The sequence below is a fragment of the Rhodococcus sp. Eu-32 genome, assembly GCF_003336925.1.
GTDB classification, from domain to species: domain Bacteria; phylum Actinomycetota; class Actinomycetes; order Mycobacteriales; family Mycobacteriaceae; genus Rhodococcoides; species Rhodococcoides kyotonensis_B.
The window spans coordinates 1-24,884 of the sequence record NZ_QGNK01000011.1 but is presented as its reverse complement, the minus strand read 5'-3'; the positions used below and the strand labels follow the sequence as shown (position 1 = coordinate 24,884).

At 65.3% G+C, this 24,884-nt stretch carries 23 protein-coding genes, 1 pseudogene and 1 riboswitch; of the genes and pseudogenes, 16 read left to right on the top strand and 8 right to left on the bottom strand.

The window, feature by feature from the left end; genetic code table 11:
* Positions 1-16: 16 nt before the first annotated feature.
* A complete protein-coding gene (locus DK926_RS14680; RefSeq protein ID WP_243636818.1) occupies positions 17-1,183 on the top strand; it encodes a hypothetical protein in 1,167 nt (388 codons plus the stop codon).
* On the opposite strand, the gene DK926_RS14675 is transcribed toward DK926_RS14680, so the two are convergent.
* Complete coding sequence (locus DK926_RS14675; RefSeq protein WP_114331043.1) at positions 1,184-1,756, bottom strand: dihydrofolate reductase family protein; 573 nt, start codon at positions 1,754-1,756, stop codon at positions 1,184-1,186.
* 78 nt (positions 1,757-1,834) lie between these two features.
* Here DK926_RS14675 and DK926_RS14670 point away from each other — a divergent pair, with 78 nt between their 5' ends.
* Positions 1,835-2,401, top strand: a complete 567-nt coding sequence (locus tag DK926_RS14670) for a TetR/AcrR family transcriptional regulator (RefSeq protein WP_114331042.1) — start codon at positions 1,835-1,837, stop codon at positions 2,399-2,401.
* 72 nt (positions 2,402-2,473) lie between these two features.
* Here DK926_RS14670 and DK926_RS14665 read toward each other — a convergent pair whose 3' ends face one another.
* On the bottom strand, positions 2,474-4,039 hold the full coding sequence (locus DK926_RS14665; protein ID WP_114331041.1) for an aldehyde dehydrogenase family protein: 1,566 nt from the start codon (positions 4,037-4,039) through the stop codon (positions 2,474-2,476).
* Positions 4,040-4,181: 142 nt separating this feature from the next.
* On the opposite strand from DK926_RS14665, the gene lat reads away from it, so the two are divergent.
* Positions 4,182-5,513, top strand: a complete 1,332-nt coding sequence (lat, locus tag DK926_RS14660; protein WP_243636836.1) for an L-lysine 6-transaminase — start codon at positions 4,182-4,184, stop codon at positions 5,511-5,513.
* Here the strand turns inward: lat and DK926_RS14655 are convergent.
* Complete coding sequence (locus DK926_RS14655; RefSeq protein ID WP_114331039.1) at positions 5,501-6,118, bottom strand: class I SAM-dependent methyltransferase; 618 nt, start codon at positions 6,116-6,118, stop codon at positions 5,501-5,503. The genes lat and DK926_RS14655 overlap by 13 nt on opposite strands.
* Before the next feature lie 137 nt (positions 6,119-6,255).
* Between DK926_RS14655 and DK926_RS14650 the strand changes: the two genes are divergently transcribed.
* Positions 6,256-6,597, top strand: coding sequence for a PLD nuclease N-terminal domain-containing protein (locus tag DK926_RS14650; RefSeq protein WP_114331038.1), 342 nt, complete (start codon positions 6,256-6,258; stop codon positions 6,595-6,597).
* A gap of 30 nt (positions 6,598-6,627) precedes the next feature.
* Here the strand turns inward: DK926_RS14650 and DK926_RS14645 are convergent, their stop codons facing one another.
* From DK926_RS14645 to DK926_RS14635, 3 genes are read right to left on the bottom strand one after another with little or no spacing between them, the layout of a single operon-like run.
* Positions 6,628-7,416: an ABC transporter ATP-binding protein gene (locus DK926_RS14645; RefSeq protein ID WP_114331037.1), complete on the bottom strand. Its 789-nt coding sequence runs from the start codon at positions 7,414-7,416 to the stop codon at positions 6,628-6,630.
* On the bottom strand, positions 7,413-8,447 hold the full coding sequence (locus DK926_RS14640; RefSeq protein ID WP_114331143.1) for an iron chelate uptake ABC transporter family permease subunit: 1,035 nt from the start codon (positions 8,445-8,447) through the stop codon (positions 7,413-7,415). The genes DK926_RS14645 and DK926_RS14640 overlap by 4 nt, the downstream gene beginning before the upstream one ends.
* Positions 8,448-8,452: 5 nt before the next feature.
* Entirely contained in the window at positions 8,453-9,487 is a 1,035-nt protein-coding gene (locus tag DK926_RS14635; protein ID WP_114331036.1) for an ABC transporter substrate-binding protein, read from the bottom strand.
* A gap of 43 nt (positions 9,488-9,530) precedes the next feature.
* A riboswitch (cobalamin riboswitch) is annotated at positions 9,531-9,669 on the bottom strand.
* A gap of 171 nt (positions 9,670-9,840) precedes the next feature.
* On the opposite strand from DK926_RS14635, the gene DK926_RS14630 reads away from it, so the two are divergent.
* On the top strand, positions 9,841-11,697 hold the full coding sequence (locus DK926_RS14630; protein ID WP_114331035.1) for an anthranilate synthase family protein: 1,857 nt from the start codon (positions 9,841-9,843) through the stop codon (positions 11,695-11,697).
* Here the strand turns inward: DK926_RS14630 and DK926_RS14625 are convergent.
* Positions 11,685-12,878 (bottom strand): MFS transporter, encoded by a 1,194-nt coding sequence (locus DK926_RS14625; RefSeq protein ID WP_114331034.1) that lies wholly within the window; start codon positions 12,876-12,878, stop codon positions 11,685-11,687. The two genes, DK926_RS14630 and DK926_RS14625, sit on opposite strands and share 13 nt — an antisense overlap.
* A gap of 47 nt (positions 12,879-12,925) precedes the next feature.
* On the opposite strand from DK926_RS14625, the gene DK926_RS14620 reads away from it, so the two are divergent.
* From DK926_RS14620 to DK926_RS14605, 4 genes and pseudogenes are all read left to right on the top strand, one after another.
* Positions 12,926-13,933, top strand: coding sequence for a LacI family DNA-binding transcriptional regulator (locus DK926_RS14620; RefSeq protein WP_114331033.1), 1,008 nt, complete (start codon positions 12,926-12,928; stop codon positions 13,931-13,933).
* Positions 13,934-14,056: 123 nt separating this feature from the next.
* Complete coding sequence (locus tag DK926_RS14615) at positions 14,057-14,938, top strand: EAL domain-containing protein (protein WP_114331032.1); 882 nt, start codon at positions 14,057-14,059, stop codon at positions 14,936-14,938.
* A gap of 13 nt (positions 14,939-14,951) precedes the next feature.
* Positions 14,952-15,365 (top strand): TIGR03668 family PPOX class F420-dependent oxidoreductase, encoded by a 414-nt coding sequence (locus tag DK926_RS14610; protein WP_114331142.1) that lies wholly within the window; start codon positions 14,952-14,954, stop codon positions 15,363-15,365.
* Between the two features lie 119 nt (positions 15,366-15,484).
* Positions 15,485-15,778 (top strand): annotated as a pseudogene (locus DK926_RS14605) (GNAT family N-acetyltransferase); the annotation flags it as partial.
* Here the strand turns inward: DK926_RS14605 and DK926_RS14600 are convergent.
* The gene (locus DK926_RS14600) at positions 15,763-16,743 is read right to left on the bottom strand and encodes a hypothetical protein (protein ID WP_114331141.1); all 981 of its coding nucleotides are present in this window, start codon (positions 16,741-16,743) and stop codon (positions 15,763-15,765) included. The pseudogene DK926_RS14605 and the gene DK926_RS14600 overlap by 16 nt on opposite strands.
* Before the next feature lie 291 nt (positions 16,744-17,034).
* Here DK926_RS14600 and DK926_RS14595 point away from each other — a divergent pair, with 291 nt between their 5' ends.
* The 7 genes from DK926_RS14595 to DK926_RS14565 all read left to right on the top strand — a co-directional run bounded on the left by DK926_RS14595 (position 17,035) and on the right by DK926_RS14565 (position 24,742).
* Entirely contained in the window at positions 17,035-18,276 is a 1,242-nt protein-coding gene (locus DK926_RS14595) for a fatty acid desaturase (RefSeq protein WP_114331031.1), read from the top strand.
* A 157-nt stretch (positions 18,277-18,433) separates the two neighbouring features.
* Positions 18,434-21,691, top strand: coding sequence for a bifunctional lysylphosphatidylglycerol synthetase/lysine--tRNA ligase LysX (lysX, locus tag DK926_RS14590; protein WP_243636835.1), 3,258 nt, complete (start codon positions 18,434-18,436; stop codon positions 21,689-21,691).
* 16 nt (positions 21,692-21,707) lie between these two features.
* Positions 21,708-22,595 carry an alpha/beta hydrolase gene (locus DK926_RS14585; protein ID WP_114331029.1) on the top strand — a complete coding sequence of 296 codons (888 nt, stop codon included), beginning with the start codon at positions 21,708-21,710 and terminating at the stop codon, positions 22,593-22,595.
* Positions 22,596-22,670: 75 nt separating this feature from the next.
* Positions 22,671-23,678, top strand: coding sequence for a beta-ketoacyl-ACP synthase III (locus DK926_RS14580; protein WP_068429714.1), 1,008 nt, complete (start codon positions 22,671-22,673; stop codon positions 23,676-23,678).
* A 136-nt stretch (positions 23,679-23,814) separates the two neighbouring features.
* Complete coding sequence (locus DK926_RS14575; protein WP_068429711.1) at positions 23,815-24,216, top strand: PPOX class F420-dependent oxidoreductase; 402 nt, start codon at positions 23,815-23,817, stop codon at positions 24,214-24,216.
* A gap of 7 nt (positions 24,217-24,223) precedes the next feature.
* Positions 24,224-24,406: a hypothetical protein gene (locus DK926_RS14570; RefSeq protein WP_068429709.1), complete on the top strand. Its 183-nt coding sequence runs from the start codon at positions 24,224-24,226 to the stop codon at positions 24,404-24,406.
* Between the two features lie 45 nt (positions 24,407-24,451).
* Positions 24,452-24,742: a DUF4190 domain-containing protein gene (locus DK926_RS14565; RefSeq protein ID WP_114331028.1), complete on the top strand. Its 291-nt coding sequence runs from the start codon at positions 24,452-24,454 to the stop codon at positions 24,740-24,742.
* The last annotated feature ends 142 nt before the right edge of the window (positions 24,743-24,884 follow it).

Below are 24,884 nucleotides of genomic sequence, written 5' to 3'. Positions count from 1 at the left end.
GGTTACCATCTCCCGCGTGGCGGCAAACGGCGTGGACCCGAGGGCACGGCTGGCATACCTCGTGCTCGAACGCATCCGGGTCGAGGGCGGCGCCGACCCGATGTACGACTCCGAGAATTTCGCCGTCTACTACGGCCGCGACGCGGTGCTCTACCTGGACAATCTGTTCGCCGAGACCGCCGCGTACGGGGAAGCCGAGCTGTCGGCCCACATCGAACACTTCGTCGCCACGATGATCGAAGCGAACGACGCCCCCGGCAGCTGGGACGTCGCGCTCCCCCGTCTGCGCCCAGTGTTGAAACCGTCGACGTACACGATCGGCGCGCCCCCACCCGGCCTCCTCGTGTCGCGACGCGTGTTCCCCCTCGTCGACGAGCTCGTGGCCGTCGACACCCCGGGCCGGCGCACCATCGTGTCCTGGGAGACCATCTCCGAGTGGGGCGTCGATCCCGCCACCGTGTTCTCCGCAGCCCGGTCCAATCTCGCGACGATCACGGTGCACGCCGATCCGACGAAGGGCCGCGCGATACAACGTCTCGTCGACAGCGGCAGCAACTACTTCACGTCCTGGCTGCTCGACCCGGGTTGGCTCGCGTCGCATCGATCGCGATTCGGTTGTGCACCTGTGGCTTTCGTTCCCGACGTCGACACGATCTACGTCGTTCCCGGTGACGACGAGGACATCCTCGCCCGGCACTTCTCGATGATCGAACATCAGTACACCCACACCGCACGCGGACTCTCGCCGCAGGCGTACACGGTCGACGACGACGGACACATCGTCACCTTCGACACCGTGCGGCCCGACAGCGCCGAGGCCGCGCGGGCACGGTGTGTGCACATCGCGAGAGAGTACGACGCTCAATCCGTTTGGCTGCGCGGACAATACGATCTCGACGGCACCACCATCACGATCCGGTCCGCAGCGGTGATCACGACGCCGTTCGGTCCACGCACCGTCACCATCTGGGACGAGGGCGTCGACTGCACGCTCCCGCGAACGGATCTCGTCGCATTCGCCGGTCGCGCGTCGGACATGTTCTACGTGCAGTTCGAGGACGTCGCACGCATCACCGGAATCGAGCCCATGCCGGGTATGGAACCCGCCCGCTTCCGTGCTGCGGAATGGCCGTCGCACGACGTCGTCGAACAGCTTCGGGCGCACAGCATCTCGGTGGAGTGATCACCGTTCGATCGTGTACTCGTTGATCACGACGCCGGACTCGTACGGTGTGCTCGCGACCAACCGCGCGGTAGTGACGTCGTACTCTCGCTCCGCGAACAGCTTCTTGCCCGACCCGAGCAACACCGGATTGACCTTCAGAATCAGCCGATCGATCTCGTCGATCAGCGACGACGCGAGTTCCCCGCCACCGCACAGGTAGATACCGCTTCCCTCCTCCATCTTCAGCTTCCGCACGACGGTCACCGGATCGTCCGACGTCACCGTGACACCCGGCTCGTCGATCGAATGGTTGCGCGTGAACACGTACTGCCGCAGGTGCGCATAAGGATCGGTGGCGCCCGCGGGCAGCCCGGCGGCGTACGTGTTCCACCCCATCAGCACGGTGTCGAACCGTGTCAGCGGTGCCGTGAGACCGAGCGCCTGCAGCCCCAGCGTCGGGACGGTGTCGGTGTATTCGCGCACGATCATGTCGATGTGATCGCCCTGTACCGGAAATGCGTCGAAGGTGTCGTCGGGTGCCGCGATGTACCCGTCGAGACTGACGGCGACGTAGTAGACCAGTTCTCGCATGGGTTCTCCATTCACGACGTCTGTAGTGGTTCGAGGAGCAGACTACGACATCTGTCGTGGTTGCGCTAGCCTTTTCCCGTGGCACGCAATCCGCAGAGACGATCGGAGCTCGCCGACGCCGGCCTGCGCGTCCTCGCACGTGAGGGCGCCCGCGGTCTGACGCATCGCGCGATCGACGTCGAGGCCGCCGTCCCCCGGGGCACGGCGTCGAACTACTTCAAGACGCGCGAGGACGTCATCGCGGGCTTGATCGAGCGCATCGGGGAACGCCTCGCACCCGACCCGACGGTGCACGCGCCGCTCGCCGAGCGAGTGCCGAGCGCCGAGTTGTTCGCCGACTACGTCCGCGACATCGTCGCGCGTCTGATCGACAATCGCGACGTGACGCTCGCGCTGTTCGAGCTGCGGCTGGAGGCGTCGAGACGACCCGAGGTCAGAGAGCTGCTCGGCGACTGGCAGCGATCGGGTTTCCGCGCGGACGTCGAATTCAACCGTGCGGCAGGCCTCCCGGGCGGCGCGAAGGAGGTTGCGCTGTTCCACTACGCGATCGACGGGTTGTTGCTCGACCGACTGACGATGCCGATCGACCCGGAGACGTCGACCGACGAGATCGTCGACGCACTGGTGCAGGGACTAATGCGCTGACGCGCACCCCTTGTATGGGTCGTTCCTGCAGGCTCCACTCCCGGGTGCGTGGTTGGTTGCCCTGTGGTCCGACTACCCACGCACGGGTGCGAAGCGCACTCCCTGCGCGAGCGGCAGTTCGTTCGAGTAGTTGACCGTGTTGGTCGCCCGGCGCATGTAGGACTTCCATGCGTCCGAACCGGATTCGCGCCCGCCGCCGGTCTCCTTCTCACCGCCGAACGCGCCACCGATCTCCGCGCCGGACGGGCCGATGTTGACGTTCGCTATGCCGCAGTCCGATCCGGTGACCGACAGGAACCGCTCGGCTTCTCGGAGATCCGTCGTGAAGATCGACGACGAAAGCCCCTGCGGCACATCGTTGTGCAGCGCGATGGCCTCGTCGAGGGTGTCGTAGGTGAGCACGTACAGAATCGGAGCGAACGTCTCGTGCCGCACGATCTCCGCCTGGTCCGGCATCGAAATGATGGTCGGCTGAACGTAGTACGCGTTCTCACCGAATTCGTCGACGCGCTGTCCGCCCGCTCGGATCTCGCCACCCGCCGCGACTGCCGCGTCGATCGCCTTCTGGAACCCCGCGAACGCGGGTGCATCGATCAGCGGCCCGACGAGTGTGTCCGACTCCAAAGGCGAACCGATGGAGAGTGATTCGTAGGCCTGTGCGATGCGATCCACCAGGTCGTCGGCGATCGACGAATGCACGATGACGCGTCGCAGCGACGTACACCGTTGTCCGGCAGTGCCTGCCGCCGAGAAGACGATGCCGCGCGTCGTGAGATCCAGATCCGCCGACGGCGTCACGACGGCCGCATTGTTGCCACCGAGTTCGAGCAGAACGCGCCCGAAGCGCTGGGCGACGCGAGGGGCCACCTCACGTCCCATTCGGGTCGACCCCGTCGCGGACAGCAGCGCGACACGCGAATCGTCCACGAGCGCTTGCCCTGCGACGCGATCGCCGATGAGCAGTTGCGCGACCTTCGGGTCCACACCGGCCTTGGCTGCCGCACGCTGGAACAACGCGTGGACGCCGAGTGCGGTCAACGGCGTCTTCTCCGACGGCTTCCAGACGACGGTGTCACCGGCGACCAACGCCAGCACCGCATTCCAGGACCACACGGCCACCGGAAAGTTGAACGCCGTGACGACGCCGACGACGCCGAGCGGGTGCCACTGTTCCATCATGCGGTGGCCGGGTCGCTCGGTCGCGATGGTGTTGCCGTAGAGCTGACGGGACAGTCCGACGCCGAAGTCACAGATGTCGATCATCTCCTGGACCTCGCCGAGGCCCTCGGACACGATCTTTCCGGCTTCGATCGACACCAGTGCGCCCAGATCGTCCTTGTGCTCGCGCAGCAGTTCACCGAGTTCGCGAATCAGCCCGCCGCGCACCGGGGCAGGGACCGTCGACCATCCGGCGAAGGCGGTCCTTGCGTCGGCCAGCACCGCGTCCACGTCCGACGCGTGGGCCGCGCGAAGCGACGCGAGATTTCCGCCCGTGATAGGCGATCGCGCCACGATCGTCTCGTGCGAGCGCGGAACGTCGAGATCCGCGTCGACGCCGAGACGCTCCAGGATGGCGCGAGTCCTGACACTCAGTTCGTCGTGGCTGACGGTCGAAGACTGGTCGCCGAGGACAGACATGGCACTACCTTTCGGTGGGGAACGACGTCTACGAACGTAGTCGACGCGGTGTTCTACCGGATATTTTCCTGAAGAAAGCCGTTGATTACGAAATTTCGGCGCGTATCTTGGTTTCATGACGCAGGTATTACATCGCCAGAAGATCCGCGCCGACGACGTGCACGACACTCTTCGTCGCCACATGCTCGCCGACGGTTTCGAGGTGGTGCTCGACCTCGATGCGTCGCGCGGATGCACGCTCGTCGACGCGCGCGACGGCACCGAGTACCTCGACCTGTTCACCTTCTTCGCGTCGTCGGCGCTGGGAATGAACCATCCCGGCCTGGTCGACGACGCAGCGTTCCGCGCCGATCTGATGCAGGCCGCCGTCAACAAGCCCAGTAATTCCGACATCTACACCGTCGCGATGGCTCGGTTCGTCGACACCTTCTCGCGCGTTCTCGGCGATGCGCGTCTGCCGCATCTGTTCTTCGTCGAGGGCGGCGGCCTGGCCGTGGAGAACGCGCTGAAAGTCTGCTTCGACTGGAAGTCACGCTGGAACGAGGCGCACGGAATCGGTTCCCCAGCTCACTCCGCAGGGTCCGCTCCTGCCCCGGAGCTGGGCACCCAGGTGTTGCATCTCGAACACGCGTTCCACGGGCGTACGGGATACACGATGTCGCTCACCAACACCGACCCGAACAAGGTCGCCCGCTTCCCCAAGTTCGACTGGCCCCGAATTCCGTCCCCGTTCATCGGATCCGGCGCCGACATGGACGCCGTCGAGGCCGACGCCCTCGCAGCGGCCCGCGTCGCGTTCGAGGCCAATCCGCACGACATCGCCTGCGCCATCGTCGAACCCATCCAGGGCGAAGGCGGCGACAATCACTTCCGCCCGCAGTTCCTACAGCAGCTACAGGACCTGTGCCACGAGTTCGACGCACTGTTCGTCGTCGACGAGGTGCAGACGGGCGCCGGAACGACCGGAACCAACTGGGCCTTCCAGCAACTCGGCCTGACCCCCGACGTCGTGGCCTTCGGCAAGAAAGTCCAGGTCTGCGGGATCATGGCCGGCGGTCGCGTCGACGAGATCGCCGACAACGTGTTCGCCGTGTCGTCACGTCTGAACTCCACGTGGGGCGGCAACCTCACGGACATGGTGCGTGCGCGTCGAATCCTGGAGGTCATGGAATCGGAGAAGCTCGTCGCGCGAGCCGCGGTGCTGGGCGAGCATCTGCTGACCAGGTTGCAGGGTGCGGCCTTGCGGCATTCCGCGATCACCGAGGTCCGTGGCCGCGGTCTGATGTGCGCCTTCACGATGCCCGACGCGGCCTCGCGCGACCGGCTTCTCGACGATCTACGCGTCGTCGAACATGTTCTCGTCCTCGGTTGCGGGGAGCGAGCCGTACGGTTCCGGCCGGCGCTGACGGTCACCGAGGACGAACTGGATCGGGGTGTGGACGCGATCGAGCGGTGTCTGACTCAGGCCGGGTAGTACCCCTCGGCCCAGGCACGGCTGGCAGGCGGCTCGACGACGTCGACCGGAACGCCGTCGCGGTAGTAGCTCCGGTGGACGACGGACCCGGCCTCGACGGCTTCCTGCCACGCCTGTGTCGGCCCTTCGCCGAACCACAGCCACGGGGTGATGTCGTCCATGACGACGACGGTCTCCGGAGTGGCCAGCGCACGCAGGTCGGCGAGGTCGGCGCGGGCACCGTCGAGCGAATGGTCCCCGTCGACGAAGATGACGTCGAACCGCATGTCGGGATACTTGGCCGCGAATTCCTTGATCGTGGAATGCGAGTCACCCTGAATCAAGGTGTGACGGCCGGGAAACAGTTCGTCGATGTGTTCCTTCGCGGCCGCACTGTAGGCGTAACCGGCCAGGTCGAACGAGTACACGACCGTCGACGAGGACGCCGACAGGAACGCCCAGCTGGAGAAGCCCGCATTGAATCCCACTTCGCACACGAGCTGCGTACCGGGCCTGGCCGCCAGGGAAGCCAGGTAGTTCAGCTCCGACTCGTCCGCTCCGTACTCGAAAGGCTCCCCCGCGGTCACCGTTTCCTTCACCATCGCCTCGAGCTGTTGCAGACCCACGGACGCCTCCTGTCGTCGATTTCTCGAAGCGGTCGATACCGCAAACCCGGCGTCGGTAAACCGAGGCCTGTCCTTCCCGACGATTCCCTGTATGGTTCTCCTGGCTAAATACCGCCTGGTCTGTAGGAGGACGAACGGTGCCGTACCTGGGCTTGCTGATCATGATCCTGTGGGTGTTCTGTCTGATCGACGTGATCACGGCCGACGAGGGCGGCGTCCGGCACCTGCCGAAGATGATGTGGCTGCTGCTGGTGATCTTCATCCCGCTCGCGGGATCGATCGTATGGCTGCTCGTCGGCAGGCCCATCGGTGGCGGTATCTGGGGTGGGGCAGGCGTGCCGCAGCGACGCAGCAACTCCGCGTATCCCGAGTACGACACCCGGCCCGGCCGCGCCGTCGGAACCACACCCGAGGCCGACGAGGAATTCCTGCGTCAGTGCCGGGCCCGCGCCGAAGAGCAGCGACGAGCAGGCGGCTGACGCCGCACGTGCGCGCGAATGTACAGCCCGCTATACATTCGCGCGCACGTGCCCGGTGCGCCGACGATACGTGACCTGCGGATACGTCCCCGACTCGTCGAGTTCGACGTCGGCGTGCACGTTGTAGACCTCCCGCACCAAGTCTGCGGTGATGACGTCCACCGGGGTTCCCGTCGCCACCACCCGACCGTCGCGCAGCACCACGATCCGGTCGCAGAACATCGCCGCCAGATTGAGATCGTGCAGGGCGATGAAGCTGGTCAGCGGCAGTTCGGCAACCAACGCCAGTATGTCGAGCTGATGTTGGATGTCGAGGTGATTGGTCGGTTCGTCGAGCAACAACTCCGTCGGCTCCTGCGCCAACGCCCGTGCGATCTGCACACGTTGACGCTCACCGCCGGACAACGTGTGCCACAACCGGTCCGACTTCGACGTCATCCCGGTGTTCTCGAGGGCGCGTGCGATGGCACGATCGTCGGCGGCCGCGTCGCCACCGAGCAGTCCCTGATGCGGAATGCGACCGAGCCGCACGACGTCCCGCACGGAGATGTCGACGTCGGTGGTCGCATGCTGATCCACCATCGCCACGCGCCGCGCTATCTGCTTGCGTCGCAACGACTCCATCGCGTCGCCGTCGAGTGTCACCGAGCCGTGGTCGGGCGTCACGATGCCGGCGAGGATGCGCAGGAGCGACGACTTGCCGGACCCGTTGGGGCCGATCAAGCCCACGGTCTCCCCCACCGTGGGCTCGAAATCGACGCCGTCCAGGATCGTGTGCCCCGAGCGAGCCCACCGAATTGCTTTGCCACGAATGGTCATCGAGCCCTCCGCATCCGAAACAGAATGACCGCGAACGCAGGAACACCGATCAGCGCGGTCACCACGCCGACCGGAATCTCCTGCGGTTCGAACAACGTGCGTGCGACGGCGTCGACCCACACCATGAAGATGGCGCCGACGAGAACCGTCGTCGGCAACAGACGCCGATGTCGCGAGCCGACGAGGAACCTGGCCGCGTGCGGCAGCACGAGGCCGACGAATCCGATCGCCCCCGCCGCGCTGACGAGCATCGCCGTGATCAACGCCGTGATGACGAGCAGCAGAATCCGAATCCATTTGACGGACACACCGAGCGACGCGGCCGCGTCGTTGCCGAACGTGAAGGCGTCGAGCGCCGACGCGTACAGCAAGCAGACGACGATGCCGACCGCGCAGACGGTGCCGCACAGGACGACGTCGTCCCAGTCGGCACCGCCGAGCGAGCCGAGCAGCCAGAACAGAACCCCTCGTGTCTGTTCTGCGTCTGCCGACGAGATCACGATGAACGACGTCAGTGCCGAGAACAATTGCGTCCCAGCAACTCCTGCGAGTACGACGCGATCGGTGCCACCTCCCGCACCCGCGGCGAGCAGCATCACCAACACGAACGACAGCGCCGCCCCGACGAACGCGCCCGACGACAGCGACAGCATGCCGCCGCCGACGCCGAGCACTGCCACCAGCACCGCCCCCGTCGACGCTCCGGACGAGATACCGAGAACGAACGGATCCGCCAACGGGTTTCGCAGCAACGATTGCATGATCGCGCCGCACAACGCGAGCCCCGCGCCGCAGATCGCCGCCAGCAACGTCCGAGGAAGCCGTAGTTCCCAGACGATGCCGTCCTTGATCCTACTGACGCCCGAATCACCGAAACCTATGTGCTGCAACACTACTCGGTATACGTCCGAAATGGACAGATCGGCGGGACCGATGGTGATCGCCAGGGCGATCGACAGTGCGAGAACGACCACCCCACCGAGCAGAAGCGGGGCGAGTACGCTCCGCTTCTGCCTCGGCCGCTCCAGCACCGACGTCACTTCGCCAGGCCCCAGTCCTGCAGCGCAGCAGCAACTTTCTCGACGCCGTCGACCGTTCTGATCGACGGATTCAGATCGGCGCCGTTCACGACGATGTACCGTCTGTTCGCCACCGCGGGCAGGCGCTGCGTCACCGGATTGGTTTCGAGGAACTCGATCTTGGAATCCAACGCGTCTCCGGCCAATGTGCGACGGCTCAGATCGGCGAGGACGAAGGCCGTCGGATTCCTGTCCGCGACGGATTCCCAACTGACCTGCGGCCATTCGTCGGTCGTGTCGGCGTAGATGTTGTCGGCTCCGACGGAGTTCGTGATGATGCCCGACGACCCGCAGCAACCGGCCATGTAGGGCGTCGCGGTGTCGGCGAACCAGTAGACGAGCGACGTGCCCGACGCATTCACCGTCGACGATGCCTTCTCGAACCGATCCTGCAGCTCGGCGACGAACTTCTCACCGCGCTCCCGGACGTCGAAGATCGCGGCGAGTTCGCGCACCTCCTGGTACACGGTCTCGATCTGGAGCGGCTCGGTGCGCGCGCCGTCGGAGTTGACGCTGTCGTCGGTCTTGCCGTTGCAGTCCGTCGGCGACAGATAGTTCGGGACGCCGAGCTGCTCGAACTGGCTGCGTTCGGCGACGCCGCCCGGACCGAGGGTTCCACCGAACGACGCCGTCACGAAATCCGGTTCGGTGTCGAGCACCGTCTCGAACGACGGATTGTTGTCGGACAGGCGCGGTACCTTCTCGTTCTCGGACGCGAGGTTGCTGCGCACGGGGTCGGTCCACGTCGCCGTGCCGACCATGCGATCCGCGAGACCGAGGCTGAGCAGAATCTCCGTCGAACCTTGGTTCAGAGAGACAGCGCGCTGCGGTGGTGCGTCGACGACGACGTCCTGGCCGCAGTTGGAGATGGTGAGGGGGTAGCTGGAGTTGCCGTCGGGGGCCTGGCTGGGCGCGTCGGTGTCGGTGGAGGCGCACCCGGCGAGAACGAGCATCGCCAGCATGGCCGACGCCACAGGCTTACGGAGTGTCATAGGGAGCCGAACTTCCTACTAGGGGCTCGTGTCGCGGAGCCGCGGGACGTACGTCGTGCGGAGCAAGCGATCGGACTCCTGCTCGGGCTGAGCAGTCACCGTTGCGCGTCAGTCCCGGATTCGCACCGGGTTCCCTTGCACCTCACGCGGCCGCAGGTGCGGCCTCGGTGACCATATCCTGCTGACGATGTGTACAGTGACCCGACATGTACGCATCGATGTCCGTCGCAGGATCCTGGTGGTGGCGCTCCTAGGCGCCCACACTTCGCGTATTTCATGCCGTGGCCGCCTCTCGAGGCGGCCATTTTCATGTCTTTCTCGAGAGTCCGCACAACTTTCGAGAGAGGCAACCCGTGAACGAACTACTGTCCGACGCTCTCCGCGGCGACGAGCCGTTCGCCGTCATCAGCCGCGAGGGCGGGGTCGACGTCCTGGTCGGCGACGTCGTATCGGTGGACTCGCTGGCCGACATCCCCATCGATGGCAACTCGGACATACTCGCCCTCGTACCGTTTCGGCAGATTCGGGAGCGTGGGTTCGTCTGCCACGACGACGGCGCGCCGCTGGAATGTCTGCACGTCCGCTCGCGGTTCGCCGTCACCGTCGACGAGGTCGTGGAGACAATCGGCCCTGGTGAGCTGACGCTGGCCGACGGCCGTTTCGAACCGGGCGACGACGAGTACGCCTCGATCGTCGCGAGGGTTCTGGCCGACGAGATCGGCACCGGCGCCGGCGCCAACTTCGTCATCCGACGGGACTTCCGCGCCCAGCTCGACGATTCCGTCGGGTCCGGCCTCGAGATCTTCCGACGATTGTTGCTCGGCGAATCCGGTTCGTACTGGACGTTCTTCGTGCACACGCCGTCGGTGACGTTGGTCGGTGCGACGCCCGAGCGGCATGTCGGTTTCGACGGACGCTCGGCATTCATGAATCCGATCAGCGGAACGTACCGGCATCCCGTCGAAGGACCCTCCGGCGCGGGAGTACTCGCGTTCCTGGACGACGCGAAGGAGAACGCCGAACTGTTCATGGTGGTCGACGAAGAACTCAAGATGATGAGTCGAATCTGCGATCACGGCGGACGCGTCGTCGGGCCGCGACTCAAGCAGATGGGCCATCTGACGCACACCGAGTACGTCCTCGTCGGCGAGAGCGATCTCGATCCACGAGACATCCTGCGTGACACCATGTTTGCGCCGACGGTCACCGGATCACCGATCGAGAACGCGTCGCGCGTCATCGAACGGTACGAGACATCCGGGCGTGGCTACTATTCCGGTGTCCTCGCGTTGTTCGAGGGTCGCGACGGCGTCACGACGGTCGACGCACCCATCCTGATTCGTACCTGTGAAATATCGCCGACCGGTGCACTGAAGATCTCCGCCGGAGCCACGTTGGTGCGCAACTCCGTCCCGGAACACGAAGTCGCCGAGACGCGTTCGAAGCTCGGCGGCGTGCTGGCGGCGTTGGGAGTGGAGGCTCGGCGGCCTTCGGGTGAGAATGCCGTTCGGCTCACCGAGTTTCCAGGCGTCGCCGACGCGTTGGCGCGGCGCAACGAGAAGCTCGCGTCGTTCTGGATGGATGTGCAGCCCGAGGCCTCGGGTCCTTCGCGTGGGACAGCCGTCGTCGTCGACTTCGAAGACCAGTGGACTGCGATGCTCGCGCACCAGCTGCGGCACCTCGGGATGGCTGTGACGGTCGTGCGGTGGGAGGAGTTCACGTCGTCGACCGCAGATCTGCTGGTGTGCGGACCCGGGCCGGGCGATCCCTCGGACATGTCGGATCCGCGCATCGCCCGCGCGGGAGAGATCGTGCGGGAACGACTGTCGACGGGTGAAGCCTTGCTCGCGATCTGCTTGAGCCATCAGGTCCTCGCGCGCGAACTGGGGTTGGAGCTAGCTGCATTGCCCCAGCCGCAGCAGGGTGTGCAGAAGACCGTCCGCGTGTTCGGCGAGGAGCGGACCGTGGGGTTCTACAACACCTTCGTCGCCCGGCCCGGCAACATCGCGGGGGTGGACGTGTCGGTGGACGAAGGGCACGTCAACGCCCTGCGGGGTCCGGGTTTCGAGTCCATCCAGTTCCACCCGGAGTCCGTGCTCTCGACCGACGGGATCGCACTGCTGTCCGGGTTGATGGACAGGTTGGTGGGTGCGCGGGTGGGGCTGGCCTTCGCCGCCGGAGCGAGGGTGACATCCGGTCACTCGGAGTGAGCAAGGGACGCCTTCGGTCGATCCGGGGCGGCGAACGTACCCCGCCCCAGCACCACCGTCACGAGGGCGGCGACGACCAGCACGCATGCTGCTGCCGTCACCACCGCGATACTGCTCCGATCGATGATCACGCCCCCGATCAGCGCTCCCGACGCGATGGCGACCTGGAACGACACGACATAGATCGCCGACGCCCGATCCGGATCCGGGCGTGGGGCGTTCAGCACCGAGGACTGCAGGCAGACCGGGACGGTCGTGAAGGCCAGCCCCCACAGGCCGATCGCCAGAACAGCAAGTGCCGCGAGCGAACCCGGCGCCGACTGCAGAGTCGTCCACAGAATCAGCAGAGCTGCGGCGACGACGCTCAACGACACGATCGTCGAGTGCCGCGGCCACCGGTCGAACGTCTTGCCGATGATCCAGATTCCGATGACGCCGCACAACCCGTACAGCAGCAGCATCAGTGTGAGGGTCGTGCCGATCGACCCGAGACCACGATCGACGAGCAACGAGAAGTACGTGTACGCGACGAAATGCCCGAGGACCGCGAGAAATGTTGCGACACAGATCAGTACGAGAGATCGGTCGACGACCTTTCCGCGACTCGATCCGGCGTCGACGGCCTCCATTCTCGGAAGCACGGCGAACAGGGTCACGGCGATGACCGCGGACACCACCCCGATACATGCTGCGGCCGTGCGCCATCCGAGCCACTGCCCCAACGCCGCGGTCAGCGGATTGCCGGCGACGAGCGCGAGTGACGTTCCCGCGTACACCGTCGCAATTGCTTTGCCCCGCATGGTCGGCGCAACGAGTGAGGCCGCGACGGGCGCGACGACCGCCCAGAACACGCCGTGCGTCGCCGCGCAGATCATGCGTGCGATCACGAGCATCGGATAGCCGACGGCGACCGCGGACAGCAGTTGCGACAACGCCAGCGCCGCAACGGTCACGACCACGACTCGCCGACGCGGCCATCGGCGAACGAACGTGATGAGCGGCATCGTCATGACCGCGACACCGTAGGCATAGAAGGTCAGAAGCAGGCCGACGCTGGACTCGCTGACGCCCATGTCCGACGAGATCTCCGGGAGCAGGCCTATCGGCAGCGTCTCCGCGGTCACGTAGACGAACGCGGCTGCGGCGAGCACCACGAGTCGGAGAACAGTCGAGCCAGGCATGCTGTGTATCGTTACACATCAGCCTCGCCAGCCGCTAGTCTGACCCCATGAGCACCCGCCCGACCATGGCCGATGTCGCCCGCGCCGCCGGGGTGTCGACCATGAGCGTCTCCTACACCTACAACCAGCCCGGGCGGGTGTCCGGATCGACCAGGGACCGCGTCCTCGCCGCCGCGTCCGAACTCGGCTACACCGGACCGCACCGAGCGGCGAGTTCACTGCGGAGCGGAAAGACGAACAACCTGGGCGTCGTCTTGACCGAGAAGCTCACCTACTCGTTCGAGAACCCCGAAGCCCGCGCATTCCTGTCCGGTATCGCCGAAGCCTGCCTCGACACCGACACCGGACTCGTCCTGCTCCCCAACTCGCGCATCGGCGTCGACCTCGACAGAATTCGCGACGCCCACGTCGACGGTTTCGTACTGTGGACGACGGTCGCCGACGACCCTGTCCTCGACATCATCACGGCCACAGGGAAACCCGCGTGCATTCAGGGCGGACCGCGACATCCCGGCATCGAATTCATCGGAATCGACGACGCATCAGCCGCACACGCCATCGGCACCATCGGACTCGACGGCGCCCGGCGACCCGCGATCATCAGCTTCCCGCGCGACCGCGATCGGATAGCCGAGACAGTCCTCGGACCCGAACCCGAGAACGCCACCTTCCCGGTGACGGCTGCCCGCCTTGCCGGGTACCGGCGAGCGGTCGTCGAATATGGGTTGGGGTGGGAGCAGATACCGGTGGCGTTCGTGCCGACGAACGCACGTGCGGAGGGCGCGGCTGCGGCGCGGACTCTGCTCGACGACTACCGTGCCGACGCAATTCTGTGCACCAGTGACGATCTGGCGCTGGGTGTGCTCGACGCGGGCGCATCGGGCGTTGCGGTGACCGGGTGGGACGACTCGGAGGCGGCTGGGGCGGCGGGGCTGACGACGGTCGCACAATCCCTGTACGACCAGGGCCGGAACGCTGCGCGCTGGGTACTCGGGTCGCTGTCGGCACTCCCGCAGGCCGAATGGTCCGTGGTGGTGCGAGGTTCGACGAGGTAGCGAATTCGGGGAGCCCCGATCGGAGGGCCGACGACGCAAAACGGGGAAAGAGTTTTGTTTGTAGCGTCAAAGCAGACTTTGGGGTTATTCTCTTCCACGGCCGACCGGCCATTAGGGGGGAGCATGAGCAGAGAGCGTGCCGAGCCCCGCTCTGCGCCCGGCCGCCACGGCTTCGCCGAGGATCTGAGCGACGACCACCGTGCGCGTCTCGACATTCTGGAGCGACTGCGCGGCGCCGCGATGACCGAGCACGAGCTGCAGATGCTCTATCAGCCCATCGTCGATCTGGCGTCGGACACGATCGTGGGCGCCGAGGCACTGATCCGCTGGAACCACCCCGAGCTCGGATTGCTGCTGCCCGGCAACTTCATTCCTCTCGCGGAACAGTCCGACCTCATCATCCCGCTCACCGATTGGGTGCTCGACGAGGTCGGCCGGACGATGTCGGCCTGGCAGCACCGGGACATCTCGGTCCAGGTCGGCATCAACGTCAGCCCGCTGCACTTCGCGGCCGGCACACTTGCAACGGACGTCATCGGTGTCGTCGACCGCTTCGGTATTCCGCCCGGCCGGTTCGTGATCGAGCTCGCCGAGTCGACGTCGCTGCACGACATAGACGCCGTGGTCGAGCAACTCACCGACGTTCGCGATCATGGAGTCCTGGTCGCCATCGACGACTTCGGCTCCGGATTCTCCTCGCTCGAACGGCTCGCGACGCTGCCCGTCGACATCCTCAAGATCGACAAATCGCTGACGCAGCACCTGGACAGCCACGACGGCGAGCGACGACGGACGATGTCCGCCCTGTGCTCCGCGGTCATCCACGTCGCGCACGAGCTGGGGATGGACACTGTCGTGGAAGGCATCGAAACCTCCGCGCAACTCGACGTGTGCATCGACATGGAGGTGACCTCAGGACAGGGTCACCTGCTCGGACGTCCCATGGTCGCCTCGAAGTTCGAAGCGGCAAGGCTGCGCAGCGGTGCACGCAGCGAATCGGCGTGACAGTGTCGTCGGTATGAAGATCGACGACGAAATCGGGCGGTTCGGTGAGGCCCGACGAGCACAGCTGTCCACCGTCAACGCCGACGGCACGCCACACCTCGTACCCGTCGTCTTCGCCGTAGTCGACGAGCGAATCGTCACCGCGATCGACTGGAAGCCCAAGACCACCCAGAAGCTTCGGCGGCTCGAGAACATCCGCGCCGACCCTGCCGTGAGCCTCATCGTCGACCACTACGACGAGGACTGGACCAAGCTGTGGTGGATCAGGGTCAGCGGTTCGGCGCGCATCGTCGACGCCGACACACCGGAAGGGTCCGCCGCCCTCGACGCGCTGGTCGGCAAGTACGAGCAGTACGCCTCCGCCAGACCCCAGGGTGCCGTCATCAGCGTCGGGAGTCTGACCTGGCGGTCGTGGCGGGCGTCGTGAGGGGTGGTCGGCGGCCCGGGCTCGTGGGCCGCCCCGGGCGCACGCGCCCATTCGGAGCGAGGGTGACATTCGGTCACTCAGAGTGAGCAAGGGGCGCCCTCGGTGCATCCGGGACGACGCTCGGCAAAGCGGGCCTTCACCGACGCGGACCCGACTGGTTCGAGCTCGGTTACTGGCTGACCGTCGACGCCGAGGGACGCGGCGTCATGACCGCGGTCGCATCGACACTCACGGACGTCGCACTGGGCATTCGACACGTCACACGCGTCGAAATTCATTGCGACGCAGCCGATTCACGAAGCCAAGCTGTCCCCCGACGCCTCGGATACCGGCTGGCTCGCGTCGTCGATCATCCGATCACGACGCCGAGCCAGACCGGTCGTCAGATGATCTGGGTCTACGACGCCTTCTGACGCCACTCGGCCAGCGGGATTGCGCGTAGGTTCGGACGTGGTCGCTGCTTGGCCTGCTCGTACGCGCGCTCGAGGTCGGCGATCACTCGATCCGGTTGTGTACGAATCGTCTTCGGTGTGTGCGCGAGCACGATGGCGCCGTGCCCCTGAATGTGAGCACGTCGTTCCAGTGTCTTCGCGAACTCCGCCGGCGCAGAGTGATGCAGGAAGGATTCGACCTCGAACGCGAGGTAGACGTTGTCCTCGAGCAGATCGACGATGGCGATGAACTCGCCCGACGCCGTCAGAAGCACCCAATTGGCCTTCATCGGCGGCAGTCCGCTTCTCTCACACAAGGCGCGGGCTTCGACCTCGGCCACCGAATGAGCACCCGACGCCAACTCACGCAGAACGCGTCGTGGCAGCGCACTTCCGCGACCATTACCTGCTTTCAACTCGACGAGCAGCGCCTCGATGTCGGCGTCACCCCGCTGTACGACCTCCGCGATGAGCGCCGTGATCCGTGCCGGGTCATGCATACGACGGACCGCGTCGAGAAGACAGCGATCGATGGGTGCGACGGGCAATCCGGACTTCGTCGCCACTTCCGGTATCCGCCAGGTGCGCTCGACGACTACGAATCCGGCGTCTTTACGGTGCTGCTCGTGCGGGATGAGCAGGCCGACGTCGTTGGCCTGGAACCCTGACGAGTATCCGTGAAGACCGAGCCCGGTGCGTCCGGTCAACAGGCAATCGGGTCCCCCGTACATCACCGCCGCCGTCTGCCGCTGAAGCACGCTCGGAGGACCGTTGTGCAGCAACACAAGCCCCGGCAGCATCCGTTGCCACGGACCACCTGAAGTTCTGTCGATGATCGTCTTCGCTCCCACCCCCATCCCCCGCAATACCGACGTGCGTATGACGCCGTTCTTCGATTTCGCGCGCAGTGCCGCGAAGTTGTCGTCTGCCCACTCCCCACGTTTCATGCGGGGATCGAACATGGCGGGTACGACACATTTCCGACTGATCGGGCGTATCTCACAGGTGCCTGTGGATAACTCGTCGAACTGTGGATAACTCGTGGGCTTCGACGGGTTGGTGGACCGAGGGCGCCCCTTGCTCACTCTGAGTGACCGTATGTCACCTTCGCTCGGCGAGACCGAAACCGGAGCCCCGCGAACCGGACCCCCACGAACCTCGACGCCACAGCCCACTGTCCGTACCGTTGGGTTGGCAACGGGGCGTCGGGGCCGACTCGGATTTCGCAAGGGGGAAGCATGGCGATAACGGACATCAAGGAGTACGCCCATCTGACCGAGGCCGATATCGAGGCACTCGGGAAGGAGCTCGACGCGATTCGACGCGACGTCGAGGATTCACGCGGCGAGCGGGACGCGAAGTACGTTCAGCGCACCATCACGTTCCAGCGCTCGCTGATGGTGGCGGGCAGGCTCGTGCTGTTCGCGAGCAGGAAGAAGCCGGCCTGGCTGTTGGGGTCGGCGTTGCTCGGTGTCGGCAAGATCATCGAGAACATGGAGTTGGGCCACAACGTCATTCACGGCCAGTGGGACTGGATGAACGACCCGGAGATTCATTCCAGTAACTGGGAGTGGGACAACACGTGCCCGTCGGCGGGGTGGAAGCATTCGCACAACTTCACCCATCACAAGTACACGAACATCGTCGGGCTCGACAACGACGTGGGCTACGGCATCCTGCGCATCACGCGCGACCAGGAGTGGCACCCGAAATACTTCGCGCAGCCGCTGGTCAACGCGCTCCTGGCGACGTTCTTCGAGTGGGGCGTCGCGCTGCATCACCTCGAGACGGACAAGCTTCGGACCGGCGAGGTGAAGTGGGAGGACAAGAAGGAGATGGCGGTCGACGTCGTCCGCAAGATCGGCAGGCAGGTCGGCAAGGACTACATCCTGTTTCCTCTGCTGACGGGTCCCGCGTGGAAGTCGACGTTGACGGCGAATGCGACGGCGAACTTCATCCGCAACTACTGGTCCTACGGCGTCATCTTCTGCGGTCACTTCCCGGACGGTGCCGAGAAGTTCACGCTGGCCGAGTACGAGAAGGAAACGCAGCCCGAGTGGTATCTGCGACAGATGCTGGGCAGCGCCAACTTTCACGCCGGACCGACGATGGCGTTCATGAGCGGTAACCTCTGCTACCAGATCGAACATCATCTGTTCCCGGATCTGCCGAGCAATCGGTACGCCGAGATCTCCGTCAGGATTCGCGCTCTGTGCGACAAGTACGACCTGCCGTACACGACGGGTTCGCTCGCGCATCAATACGGGCAGACACTGCGCACCATCATGAAACTGTCGCTGCCGAACCGGTTCCTGTCGGCGACGTCGGACGATGCACCGGAGACGTCGTCGGAGCTCAAGTTCCGTATTCGCGGCGGTATCAAGGAAGTGTTCGGCGTCGACCCGGCAACCGGCAAGCGCCGAGGTCTGAAGACGGCGCTCGCCATGATCGGAAAGCACACGCCGGTGCACACCGCTTGACGGAATGATCCGTGCTCGTCTGCCGTCAGCGCTACCGTTGCCAGGAGGTAGCAGGTAGCACTGACGGCAGGAGTGGGCAGTGACGAGCACATCGGTGTCACCGGAGGAGTCGGAACGCCACGGACGCGATACGGAGAAGTCGGCTCCGCGCGCATTCGTGCGTCCCGCGCACGGTCGGCTGACGGAAGTCCCGCACATCGCCGGGCTCGTGCTCGGGGTGTACGCGGTCTTCGTGTTCCTGTGGAGCCTGTCGCCTGCGTTGCGCGTCGTCATCCGGGTGCCACGTGAATACATCGATACCTACTATTTCGACGCCCCCGACACGTCGCTCTCGTGGGCGCTCGTCGTCGGCATTCTCGCGGCGGCGCTCGCGAGCCGCAAACGCATCGCCTGGTGGTTGTTGACGATCTACCTGGTGCTGCTGGCGCTCACGAACATCGCCGAAGGCATCGACACCGGAAAGGTCGATTCCTGGATCGCGCTCGGCGTCCATCTCGTCGTCATCGGAATACTCATCGCGTCCCGACGCGAGTTCTACACCCGCGTCAGGCGCGGCGCCGGCTGGAAAGCACTGGGGGTGCTGATTCTCGGTGCCGTCGTCGGCACCCTCGTCGGCTGGGCTCTCGTCGCGCTGTTCCCCGGCACTCTCCCGGAAAGCCAGACCTTCCTGTGGGCGTTCAACCGCGTCACCGCGCTGGCGACCGTCGACAACGAGCAATTCGACGGTCGGCCACACGGTTTCGTCAACACCCTGCTCGGGCTGTTCGGCGCGCTCGCACTGCTCGCCGCGACCATCACGCTGTTCCGCTCACAGCGCTCGAGCAACGCACTGACCGGAAGCGACGAGTCGGCGCTACGCGGGCTGCTCGACAAGTGGGGCGCCGACGACTCGCTCGGATACTTCGCGACGCGTCGCGACAAGGCCGTCATCTTCGCACCGAGCGGCAAGGCAGCGGTGACGTACCGCGTCGAAATCGGCGTCTGCCTCGCCAGCGGCGATCCGATCGGAAACCCGGAGGCGTGGCCGCACGCCATCGACGCGTGGCTCGGACTCGCCGAGAAGTACGGGTGGTCACCTGCCGTCATGGGCGCAAGCGAGACCGGTGCGACGGCGTTCAAACGCGCCGGACTCAACGTCCTCGAACTGGGCGACGAAGCGATTCTGTACACCAAGCAGTTCAATCTGAACGGCCGAGAGATGCGCCCGGTACGACAGGCCGTCAACCGCGCCCGCAAGGCCGGCGTCACCGTCGAGATTCGACGGCACCGCGACATCCCGGCGCCGGAGATGCAGGACATCATCGAGTGCGCCGACGCGTGGCGCGACACCGAGACCGAGCGCGGCTTCTCGATGGCATTGGGCCGCCTCGGGGATCCGCTCGACGGTGACTGCCTGCTCGTCCAGGCACGTCAGGGCGAGAAGACCGTCGCCGTTCTGTCGCTCGCGCCATGGGGTCGCACCGGTGTGTCGCTGGATCTGATGCGTCGCGACCCGCAGTCACCGAACGGCGTCATCGAACTGCTGGTGACCGAACTGGCTACCGGCGGCGATCAGTTCGGCGTCCAGAAGATCTCGCTCAACTTCGCGGTGTTCCGGTCGGTGTTCGAAGAAGGCAGCCGCATCGGCGCGGGTCCGGTACTGCGCATCTGGCGATCGGTGCTCGTCTTCTTCTCCCGGTGGTGGCAGCTGGAGGCCCTGTATCGCTCGAACGTGAAGTACCAACCGGAGTGGGAACCGCGCTACCTGTGCTTCGCCGACAATCGCGAACTCCCGAAGGTCGGGATCGCGTCGGCCATCGCCGAAGGCTTTCTGACGCTCCCCAGTTTCCGACGCGCGAGCAAGCACACCGGCAGTCACGTCGCTGTGCCTGCGGCGCTCGTCGGCAGCGAGCAGATCCACAGCGACGGCAGTGGGCCCGACACGGTCGACGACGAGCTCGTGTCGGTCGGCCCGAAGCGCCCCGACCAGGTGCGCGTCCGCATCGCAAAGCTGAACAGGCTCAGCGGAGACGGCATCGAGGGCTACCCCGTCGCATATCCGCCGACGCATACCGTCGCCGATGCACTCACGGCACCACAGGGAACATCGGTCCGAATTGCCGGACGTATCCTGCGAATTCGCGATTACGGCGGCGTCGCGTTCGCCGTCGTACGCGACTGGACCGACGACATCCAGGTGCTCTTCGACCGGATGCGAGTCGGCGACAAGCTCGACTCGTTCGACTCCGACTTCGATCTCGGTGATCTCATCGAGGTCAGTGGCGTCATCGGCCGTAGCAAGAAAGGCGAGTTCTCGCTGCTGGCGTCGGACTGGCGCATGAACGCCAAGTGCCTGCATCCGTTGCCGGACAAGTGGAAAGGACTGACCGACCCGGAATCCCGTGTGCGACAACGCTACGTGGACCTCGCGATCAATCCGTCCGCGCGCAAGCTCATGATCGCGCGCAGCAATGTCGTGAAGTCACTACGAGATTCGTTGTCCGACCGCGGGTACATGGAGGTCGAGACACCCATCCTGCAACAGGTGCACGGCGGCGCCAACGCTGCCCCGTTCGTCACCCACATCAACGCGTACAACCTCGACCTGTACCTGCGCATCGCACCCGAGCTCTATCTCAAACGACTGTGCGTCGGCGGCATGGACAAGGTCTTCGAGATCGGCCGTGTGTTCCGCAACGAAGGCGCCGACTTCAAACACAACCCGGAGTTCACGATCCTCGAGGCATACGAAGCGCACAGCGACTACGAGCGCGCAATGGTGTTGTGCCGCGAGCTGATTCAGAAGGCGGCCGTTGCTGCGCACGGCCGCGAGATCGTACTGCGCCCCGACGGCCCGAACGGCGAGATGATCGAGATCGACATCTCCGGCGAATGGCCCGTCAAGACACTGCATGGAGCCGTCGCCGAGAAACTCGGAGTCGACGTCGCACCGGACACCCCGCTGCAGGAGCTGCAGCGACTGTGCGACGAGAACGACATTCCGTACGAAAAGGATTGGGACGCAGGCGCCGTCGCACAGGGCATGTACGAGCACCTCGTCGAGGACTACACCGAATTCCCGACGTTCTACAAGGACTTCCCGACGTCGATGTCACCGCTGACGCGTCCGCACCGCTCGATTCCCGGCGTCGCCGAGAAGTGGGATCTCGTCGCGTGGGGCGTCGAACTCGGGACCGCGTACAGCGAGCTGACCGATCCGGTCGACCAGCGTCAGCGACTGACCGAGCAGTCACTGCTCGCGGCAGGCGGGGACGAGGAGGCGATGTCTCTCGACGAGGACTTCCTGCAGGCACTCGAGTACGGCATGCCGCCCACCGGCGGACTCGGTATGGGCGTCGACCGCGTCGTCATGCTCATCACCGGCGGCAGCATCCGCGAGACCCTCGCGTTCCCTCTGGCGAAGCCACGACAGTGACGGCGTCGACGCTGGAATGTTTCACATGAAACCACCCGGCGAGTTCGTGACAGTGCACGGTCTGCGTACCCACGTACTGGTCACGGGCGGCGGTCCGACGGTCGTGCTGTGCGGCGGACTCGGAGGTAACTGGTTCGATTGGGACGACTGTGTGGACATCCTGTCGCCGTTCCACACCGTCGTCGTGTTCGACCGCCCGGGCTTCGGGCTCAGCGAACCACTACCGCGCGGCACGACGCCGACGGCCGCCGGGGAGGCCGACCGCATCCTCGCGGTACTCGACGCGGTGGGACTTACCGAGCAAACGTACGTCGTCGGTCACTCGATCGCCGGGTTCTACGCCGAGGCGTTCGCCCGGCTGCACCCGAGCCGAACGGCGGGCATTCTGCTGCTCGACTCCAGTGCCGAACGCGACCCGTGGGCGCTGATCCCGAAGCCGATACGCATATCGGCGGCCTACGGCCTCGCCACGGCGTCGAGCGCGAGCGGTGTGCAGTACGTGCTCGGACCGACGGTGCGCAGAATTCTCAACCACTCGATCCCACCCGACGGCATCCCGATCGAGACGTACGACTGGATCCGACAGATCTACCGCACCCCGTCGTACCTGGAAGCCGCGATGATCGAGAACTTCGTCTACCCCGACATGGCGAGCGAGTTGAATGCGATCCGTCGTCGAACACTCATTCCGGACGTGCCCGTCACGGTCGCCGCCGCCCACACCGGGCGCCCGACGCCGTGGGGGCGCGCGTGGATCCGCAAACAACGTCGGCTCGCGCAGTATCTGAACGCCGAGTTCGCCGTCGTCGACGACGCCCATCATCACGCGATGATCGACCAGCCGGAGGTCGTGTCGGGCCTGATAGCGAGGTTGGTGTCACATCACGAAGGCGTCGACACGTAACGTGTTCCCCGAGCCCGCAGCCCAAGACCCGAGCCCAAGCCCGGCGATGGCGCGGTAGCACGAAGGGAACCAGAGATGGGTACGCCGATCAGCACGACCCAGGGTCGTCAGTCCAAGCTTCTCGGTTTGGGCGTCTACAGGCCCGAACGAGTCGTGACCAACGACGAGATCTGTGAGTTCATCGACTCGAGCGACGAGTGGATTCAGACGCGGTCCGGGATCAAGAACCGACGTTTCGCCGAGCCCGAGGACAACGTCGTCAAGATGTCCATCGAGGCAGGTAAGAAGGCACTCGAGGCCAGCGGCGTCTCCGCCGACCAGATCGACACCGTCATCGTGGCGACGTCGACGCATCTCGAACTCACTCCGCAGGCCGCCGCGAAGGTCGCGCACGGTCTCGGCACCAAGGGCCCGGCCGCATTCGACATCTGCGCCGGATGTGCTGGATTCTGCTACGCACTGGCCGTCGCATCCGACCTGGTCAAGGCGGGCACCGCCCAGCACGTGCTGGTCATCGGTGCCGAACAGCTCAGCCTCACCACCGACCCGTACGACCGCACGACGCGATTCATCTTCGCCGACGGCGCGGGTGCCGTCGTGGTCGGAGCCAGCGACGAAACCGAGATCGGACCCGTCGTCTGGGGTTCGGACGGATCGCAGTCCGACGCCATCGTCCAGACGATCGACTGGTACGACTACATCACCACTGCGGACGCCGAGCGTCCGTGGATCAAGATGAACGGCATCTCCGTCTTCCGCTGGGCCGCGTTCGAGATGGGCAAGGCCGCACAGAAGGTTCTCGACGTCGCGGGCATGAAAGCCGACGAGGTCCATGCCTTCGTCCCGCACCAGGCCAACAGCCGCATCACCGAGCTGCTCGCGAAGAGCCTGAACCTGCCCGACGAGACGCCCGTCGCCAACGACATCGCCGAGACCGGCAACACGTCGGCCGCGTCGATCCCGCTGGCGATGGAAGAGCTGCTGCGCACTGGCAAGGTCAAGCCGGGCGATTCCGCGCTGCTGCTCGCATTCGGCGCCGGCCTCTCCTACGCGGGCCAGGTCGTCAAGCTTCCGAAGCTGTAAGCCCGTCGTCGAGATCGAGGTTGTGCCCACATCGTGCGAGCACGGCCTCGATCTCGGGCGGGAGTGGAGCCTGCGGAATGACCCGGGTCGGGCGGGAGTGGAGTAGGTTTTCGCCGCGCTGGGTACCTTTGGCTACATGCCGAAGCCACCGTTGCCTGCAGATGCCGTCGAACTCCTGAAGAAGCCGAACCCGGCCGTCATGGCCGTCGTGCGCGCCGACGGAACGCCCATCACCGCTCCCACCTGGTACCTGTGGGAAGACGACAAGATCGTCCTCAACTTCCAGGCCGACCGTAAGCGCCTCGAACACATCAAGGCCAACCCCAAGGTCTCCATCTCCGTGCTCGACGAGGCCAGCTGGTACACCCACGTCACCGTCCACGGCACCATCACGCTGCAGGACGACCCGAACCTCGTCGACATCGACCGCATCTCGACTCACTACACGGGTGAGCCGTATCCCGTGCGCGACCAGGCGCGTGTCACCGGGTATCTCGAGGTCGACGCCTACGTCGGGTGGGGCAAAGTCAGCTCGTGACCTCCGCATGATCTCCTGGCCGGTCGCCGTCACCATCGCGTCGGTGTGCGTCGGATTCGTCTTGTTCGTGTCTGCAGCCGCAGGCGCTCAGCAACGATGGAATCGCCGACGCGTCATCGCCCTTCTGGTGGCGGCGATCTGCTGTCTCAGCGTCGTGCCGTTGACGGTGGCGCTGGCAGCGGCGGTCTGACACGACCGAATTGCCCGATATTCGGGCCGATGCGAGACTTTGCTGATGTCCTATCAGCAGGGACCGTATCCGGGCTACCAATTTCAGCCTCCCCGTCGAACGAACACGATGGCGATCGGTGCGCTGATCTGCGGCGTCTTCGGGCTGTTCACCGGCATTGCGGGCGTCGTCGCCGTCGTTCTCGGCCATATCGCGCGCAACCAGATCAAACGAACCGGTGAGCAGGGTGCCGGGATCGCGCTGGCCGGGCTGATTCTCGGCTACCTGAGCGTGGTCCTACTGGCGGTCGCGGTCACGGTGTACGCCCTGGTCGTGATCGCGTTCGTCACCGCGTGAATGCGCTTCGCACCCGTGATGCTCCTATGAGTGTCAACTTCCGATTTTTTGTGTGAGTAGCTGGAACATTTCGCGGGCGACGGCTCGTTTGAGGCAGCGGATGATGTCGCGTTTGCTTTTGCCTTGGGCGAGTCGTTTGTCG